Source organism: Vibrio sp. 10N.222.52.B12 (genome assembly GCF_002875385.1).
In the GTDB taxonomy this organism is placed as follows: Bacteria; Pseudomonadota; Gammaproteobacteria; order Enterobacterales; family Vibrionaceae; genus Vibrio; species Vibrio jasicida.
Genome location: NZ_MDAW01000117.1, coordinates 219410 through 226229, shown reverse-complemented (window position 1 = coordinate 226229; position 6820 = coordinate 219410). Strand labels below are relative to the sequence as shown.

General features: G+C 47.8%; 3 protein-coding genes. 2 read left to right on the top strand and 1 reads right to left on the bottom strand.

Annotated features, from left to right (window positions below):
* Window positions 1-62 precede the first annotated feature (62 nt).
* Window positions 63-2861, bottom strand: coding sequence for a two-component sensor histidine kinase BarA (barA, locus tag BCT11_RS13470; protein ID WP_054757102.1), 2799 nt, complete (start codon window positions 2859-2861; stop codon window positions 63-65).
* 192 nt (window positions 2862-3053) lie between these two features.
* On the opposite strand from barA, the gene rlmD reads away from it, so the two are divergent.
* Together rlmD and relA are read left to right on the top strand one after the other, a co-directional pair.
* Window positions 3054-4373, top strand: coding sequence for a 23S rRNA (uracil(1939)-C(5))-methyltransferase RlmD (gene rlmD, locus BCT11_RS13460; RefSeq protein WP_045405493.1), 1320 nt, complete (start codon window positions 3054-3056; stop codon window positions 4371-4373).
* Between the two features lie 127 nt (window positions 4374-4500).
* Window positions 4501-6720 (top strand): GTP diphosphokinase, encoded by a 2220-nt coding sequence (gene relA, locus BCT11_RS13455; RefSeq protein WP_038870285.1) that lies wholly within the window; start codon window positions 4501-4503, stop codon window positions 6718-6720.
* Window positions 6721-6820: the final 100 nt, after the last annotated feature.

Here is a 6820-nt window from a genome sequence, read left to right as displayed (position 1 = left end):
TTTTTAGTTCCCGCTTATCCGTGATGAACCTTTTTTATTGTGTTGATTTCCCGAATTATTCTCTACTGCTCAAGATAGAACTTCGCCGTCGTGGTGACTTTAATCATCTCATCTTGCAGTTCGAACATTTCCGGTTCGATGTCTTCAATACTCGCACCTGAACGCAGCGCCTGTTCCAAGGTTGCACACAGTGACTTCAACCTCGGTACGCCACAGTAAGAGCTACTGCCGTGAAGTTTATGCACCACATGGATAAGGTCATCACGCGAAAAGTCTTCTTGCTCTATGGCTTGATCGACCACTTCTTCCACTTCTGGAATAAAGTCGATCAACATGCGCAGCATGTCCTTCGCTAGGTCTTCTTTGTTTGCGCTTTGTTTTAAGGCCGCTTGCCAGTCGATGATCATATCTTGCTGCGGTTTTTCCGGCGCTGGTGGTGCAACTTCCACTGCAGGTTCCACGTAAGATGGTGCGATCTTATCGACACTGTCAGTACAAGTATTTGGGTTCCAATGAACCAAAACCTGTTGCAACACATGTTCCTCAATTGGCTTGGTTAGGTAATCATCCATTCCCGCTGCCAGCAGTCGGTCACGCTCACCAGCCATTGCGTGTGCGGTCACTGCAATTACAGGGGTGTCTTTGTTCAGCTCTAGCTCTTTAATGTACTGACAAGCGGTCACGCCGTCCATCAATGGCATTTGAATGTCCATGAAGATCAGATCGTATTTCTTCTCTGTTGCGAGGTTCACTGCTTGTTGACCGTTGCTGCATGCCGTTACTGTTTCGACACGCTCTCTCAATAGCGCGGAGATCAGCTTCAAGTTGGCAGGGTTATCATCAACCGCAAGCACAGTTAATGGCAGTCTTTCGCTCTCTACAGGTTCAACCGGAGGCAGGGCAACCTGAGGCATTTCGATATGGTCAGTGATCAGGCTCTGTAGCAGTTTACGACGCGATAATGGCTTGGTCAGACATTGGATCTGATGATCGTTCATCACTTGGTCTGCTAATGCTAGCTCCGTACTTGGCGTACCCATGATGACACTTGGAGCCATACGCTTCGCCTGTTCAATCCACGCTGAGACGGATTGGTCGTCGTAAGTTTGGTTTGCGCCCAAGTTCAACAATACGTAGTCGTAGTGTTCATCGTTCTCTGGTAGCGATGAGCGGTAGGTCACTAGAATGCCTTCTTGACTCAAGACTTGTTGAGTCACTGATGCTGCTTGCATGTTTGGTTCAACCAGCAGCAGCTGCTTACCAGATAGCAGTTCTACTTCAATTAGATCGCTCATTGGCATTTCTGTTGAATGTAGGCGCAGCGTAAACCAGAAGGTAGAACCTTGGTGGAGACGGCTGGTTAAGCTGATTTCGCCGCCCATTTGGCTAACCAGTTTTTGGGTGATAACCAGACCTAAACCAGTACCGCCGTATCGGCGTGAAATACTTGCATCTGCTTGGCTAAAGGCTTGGAACAATTGTGCTTGTTGGCGCTCCGAAATACCAATGCCCGTATCGCGAACCATAAATTGCAGTTCAATGGAGTCACTGGATTGGGAACGCATTTCAACACTGATGTCGATGTTGCCGCGCTCGGTAAATTTGATCGAGTTACCGACCAAGTTAGTAAGGATTTGCTGGATACGCAGTGGGTCACCGACCAAGCCTGGCGGAATCTTCGGATCCACTTTTAGGGTGATCTCCAATCCTTTCTCATGTGCGCTGGTCGCTTGTAAGTTAATAACTTCTTCCAAGCTTTCTCTGAATTCAAATGGAATGTTTTCTAGGGCTAGCTTACCCGCTTCCAGTTTCGAGAAGTCGAGGATGTCGTTGATGATGTTGAGTAGGTTGTTTGCCGACTTCTCAATGGTTTGCAAGTAATCCGTTTGGCTGTTCGACAACTGAGTTTTAAGCATCTGACGCGTAAAGCCAATCACACCGTTCAGTGGCGTACGAAGCTCGTGTGACATATTGGCTAAGAATTCAGATTTCACTCGCGCCGCTTCTTGCGCACGTTTCTTCGCGATGTCTAACTCTACGTTCTGAATTTCTAGCTGTTCGAGGGTTTCACGCAAGTCCGATGTCGCTTGGTCTATACTGTGCTGCATCTCAACGTGGTATTCCGACAACGAGACCGCCATGGCGTTGATGCCGTTTTTCAGTTGGTCCAACTCACCGTGCATTTTGCCTTCGATACGCACGTCAAGGTGGCCACGACGAATTCGGTCCACAACGTTCTTCATGTGGGTGATCGGCTGGGTAACGTCATGCATGAGGCGAGAGGCGAACACGCTCGCGAGACCAAGGCCGAGAATCAACACCAAGAATGCTGAGAAGACCTCTTGGTACTGCTGCAAACGAAGTGACGAAAGATCCATTTCCACCGCGATGTAGCCAATGGCTTTTGTTCCCTGATTCTCATTTGAAAGCTCAGAAAGATAATGGCCTTCTGATAGAATCGGCACACGCAGAATAAGCGAGTTATCGAAGATTTCTGAGTTCCCTAATTGAGGAATCGGTTTGTCCTTCGGGAACATCAGCGCTTCAAAATTTGGGTGGAAGTTAGAGGTGACAAAAAGCTCATGGTTTTCATCAAACACCGCGATACTACGAACCAATTTCGAGTTTTTACGGTGGGCGTAGCTGATCAGGCGACGGACGGCTTCACGACTTTCAGAAAGAAGGTGCGTTTCGCTGGCAATAGCAAGTGGTTCGATAATGCTATTACCTGTCGTGATGACTTGTTTTTCGAGGTCTTGGTAGCGGTTAAATGAGAAAAAGCCGCTCAGTAATAAACCAATAATGAGTGTGGGAGCGAGAGTTAGTGTAATTACACGTGCTCGTAAGCCATATCTGGTCATGTTATCTAATTACATCGGAGTCTGGATATGGGAAAATAACGCATTATTTCTCAAGCGCGCGATAAAGCCTTGAGTAAAGAAGTGACGTCACCGGATAAACGGTAAGCATAATCAAGTCACTCGAATCACACAACGGCTGCAATCAAGAATAGTGAAGCCGTAGAGCAATTAGACACAAATCAGGCACAGAGCATGGCACGTATCTTTCAACCTAAAAAGAAAACGCAATTAAATACTCGTCACCAAGCGGTACAAGTGGAGCGTTTGGATCACCACGGCGCAGGCATTGCTTACCTCAAGAAGAAACCATTGTTTATTGATGGTGCGCTACCGGGTGAGGAAGTGGTAACCCAATTGGTGGAAGAAAAGAGCAAATTCGCTCGTGGTAAGTTGATTAAAATCCTTAAACCGAGTGAAACACGCGTTGACGCCTTTTGTCCGCATTACCATGAATGTGGAGGCTGCGACCTGCAACATTTGAATTATGACCAACAGCTGACGCACAAGCAGCACACGCTTCGTCAGTTGATGCGAAAATTTGCCGGTAGTGATATCGAGTTGGATGCACCTGTGTTGGGTGACTCTCATGGCTACCGTCGCCGTGCTCGCGTGAGCTTATTTGTGGATAAAAAAACTCGCCAGCTGCATTTTGGTTTCCGTAAGAAACAAAGTAAGCAAATCGCACAAGTGACGGACTGTCCCGTGCTTGCGCCTGAGTTGAATGTGTTACTGCCAGAAATCTACTCGACGCTAAAAGCGTTTAAGAAGCCAGAGCAATTGGGTCACGTAGAGTTGGTCTTAGGCGACAATGGTCCTTGTATTACATTGCGCCACCTAAGCAAACTGACTGAAAAAGAAACTAACACTTTGGTGGAATTGGCGAAGCGTCATCATGCATCGCTCTACCTGATGCCAGAAACGGATCAACTTGATTTGATTGAAGGTGAAGTGCCTTTCTATCAAGAAGCCGGTGTCACCGTACCATTCACGCCAAACAACTTTATTCAAGTGAACCAAGCGGTGAACCAGAAAATGGTCGCTCAGGCAGTGGCGTGGTTAGACCCACAAAGTGACGAGCGAGTGTTAGATTTGTTCTGTGGTCTAGGTAACTTCAGTTTGCCAATTGCAAAACGTGCAAAACATGTGGTTGGCGTAGAAGGTGTGGCAGAAATGGTAGAAAAGGCAGCAAATAATGCATCCTTGAACCAAATCAATAACGCACAATTTTATCACGCTAACCTTGAGCAGGATTTTGAAGGGCAAGTTTGGGCGGCTGAACAATTCGACAAAGTGCTGCTTGATCCGGCACGTGCAGGCGCGAGTGGGATCATCGATCAAGTTTCTGCGCTTGGCGCACAGCGTGTAGTTTATGTTTCGTGTAATCCTGCTACCCTTGCAAGGGATAGTCAGAGCTTGCTGGAGCAAGGCTACCAATTGACCAAATTAGGTATGCTGGACATGTTCCCTCATACCAGCCATCTAGAATCGATGGCGCTGTTTGAAAAGTCCTGATAATTGGGACTTTGTTGATCACTTACACGTGGTGGGTGGTCAATAAGCCAACGTTTAAGGCTTGGCATAAGAACTAACCTGGATGGTGTTAGTCAAACCACACAAATATAATAATTAGGATGATGAGATGGTTGCGGTAAGAAGCGCGCATTTAAACCAAGATGAACAGTTTGAACTCGAAACCTGGGTGGCTAGCCTAGGGCAAGAGAAGAACACAGCGAAACGCTTAATTGAAGTGTATCGTGATTGCCAGTCGATTTTGGCGAACCACGAGCAGGCGGAGCTTTTGTTGTGGCGTGGACGAGAGATGATCGAAATTTTGATCACCTTGTCGATGGACAAAGCGACACTTGTCGCGGCGCAACTGTTTCCTTTGGTCTCAAGCGGTGCTTTTGATAGAGAACTCCTTGAGGAAAAATACAGCAAAGAAATCATTAAGCTGATCGATGGCGTCGACGAAATGGCGGCAATTGGTCAACTGAATGTAACAATGGATGGTGGTGCTGCCTCGTCTCAAGTGGATAACGTTCGTCGTATGTTGTTGGCCATGGTGGATGATTTCCGCTGCGTCGTCATTAAGCTGGCGGAACGTATCTGCAACCTGATTGAAGTAAAAAAAGCGCCGGACGAAGTTCGTCGCGCTGCGGCAAAAGAGTGTGCAAACATTTATGCGCCTCTGGCAAACCGCCTTGGTATTGGTCAGCTGAAATGGGAAATCGAAGATTACGCCTTCCGCTACCAACAACCAGAAACCTACAAGCAAATCGCGAAGCAGTTGGCTGAGCGTCGTATTGTCCGTGAACAATACATCAAAGACTTTGTCGACGACCTTACCCAAGAAATGACCGTATGCGGCATCAACGCAGAAGTCAGTGGTCGTCCAAAGCACATCTACAGTATTTGGCGCAAAATGCAGAAGAAGAGTCTGGCGTTTGATGAATTGTTTGACGTACGAGCAGTACGTATCATCGCCGACAAACTGCAAGATTGTTATGCCGCTCTGGGTGTGGTCCACACCAAATACAAACACCTGCCAAGCGAGTTCGACGACTATGTAGCGAACCCGAAACCAAACGGTTACCAGTCTATCCATACCGTGATTCTTGGCCCTGAAGGCAAGACCATCGAGATCCAGATTCGTACTAAAGAGATGCACGAAGACTCGGAGCTGGGTGTTGCTGCGCACTGGAAATACAAAGAAGGTGCAAGCAGCCGCAGCGGTTACGATGAGAAGATCACGTGGCTACGTAAGCTACTGGATTGGCAAGAAGAGATGTCCGACTCTGGCGAGATGTTGGACGAGCTGCGTAGTCAGGTATTTGACGACCGCGTGTATGCCTTTACCCCGCGTGGTGATGTCGTCGACTTACCGATGGGCGCAACACCACTCGATTTCGCTTACCACATTCACTCAGAAGTGGGACATCGCTGTATCGGTGCTAAAGTGGCAGGTCGTATCGTACCGTTCACCCATAAACTGCAAATGGGCGATCAGGTGGAAATCATCACCCAGAAAGAACCAAACCCTTCACGAGACTGGTTAAACCCATCGCTTGGCTTTGTGACGTCAAGCCGAGCGCGTGCGAAGATCAACGCATGGTTCCGCAAGCAAAGTCGTGAGAAGAACCTAGAAGCAGGTCGTGAAATTCTAGAACACGAACTGGCGAAAATCGGCGCGACACTGAAAGACGCTGATAACTACGCGCTGAAACGCTTTAACGTTAATAGTGCCGATGAATTGTATGTTGGTATTGGTAGTGGTGACTTGCGTATCAACCAAATCATCAACCACATCAACGCCTTGGTAAACAAACCAACCGCGGAAGAGGAAGACCAACAAGCGCTAGAAAAACTGCAAGAAGCAGAAAATCGCGCGCCAGCACAAAGTCGTCCGAAGAAAGATGCAGTCGTAGTAGAAGGCGTTGATAACTTAATGACGCATCTAGCGCGTTGTTGTCAGCCGATCCCAGGTGATGAGATTGCAGGTTACATCACCCAAGGTCGCGGTATTTCGGTCCACCGCAGTGACTGTGAGCAACTAGAGGAGCTTCGCCATCACGCACCAGAGCGTATCATTGATACCGTTTGGGGCAGCGGCTTTGTCGGTTCTTACATCTTGACGGTTCGTGTTGAAGCAATGGAGCGTGGCGGTCTACTTAAAGACATCACAACGCTATTTGCGAACGAGAAAATCAAAGTCACCAGTATGAAGAGCCGCGTCGATTACCGCACGCAAATGTCGATCATGGACTTTGACCTTGAAGTGACCAACCTTGAAGTGTTCTCACGAGTTTCGAAACGTGTTGAGCAGATTAAGGATGTCATGTCGGTGAAACGCTTAGGCTAATTTTTACGTCGTATTTGGCTTTCTAGCGGCGTTAGCTGCACTTATATCGCCCAATCTCATAGACAAGCTATGCTCATGGGCCTCATAAGTTTGCTGCCTT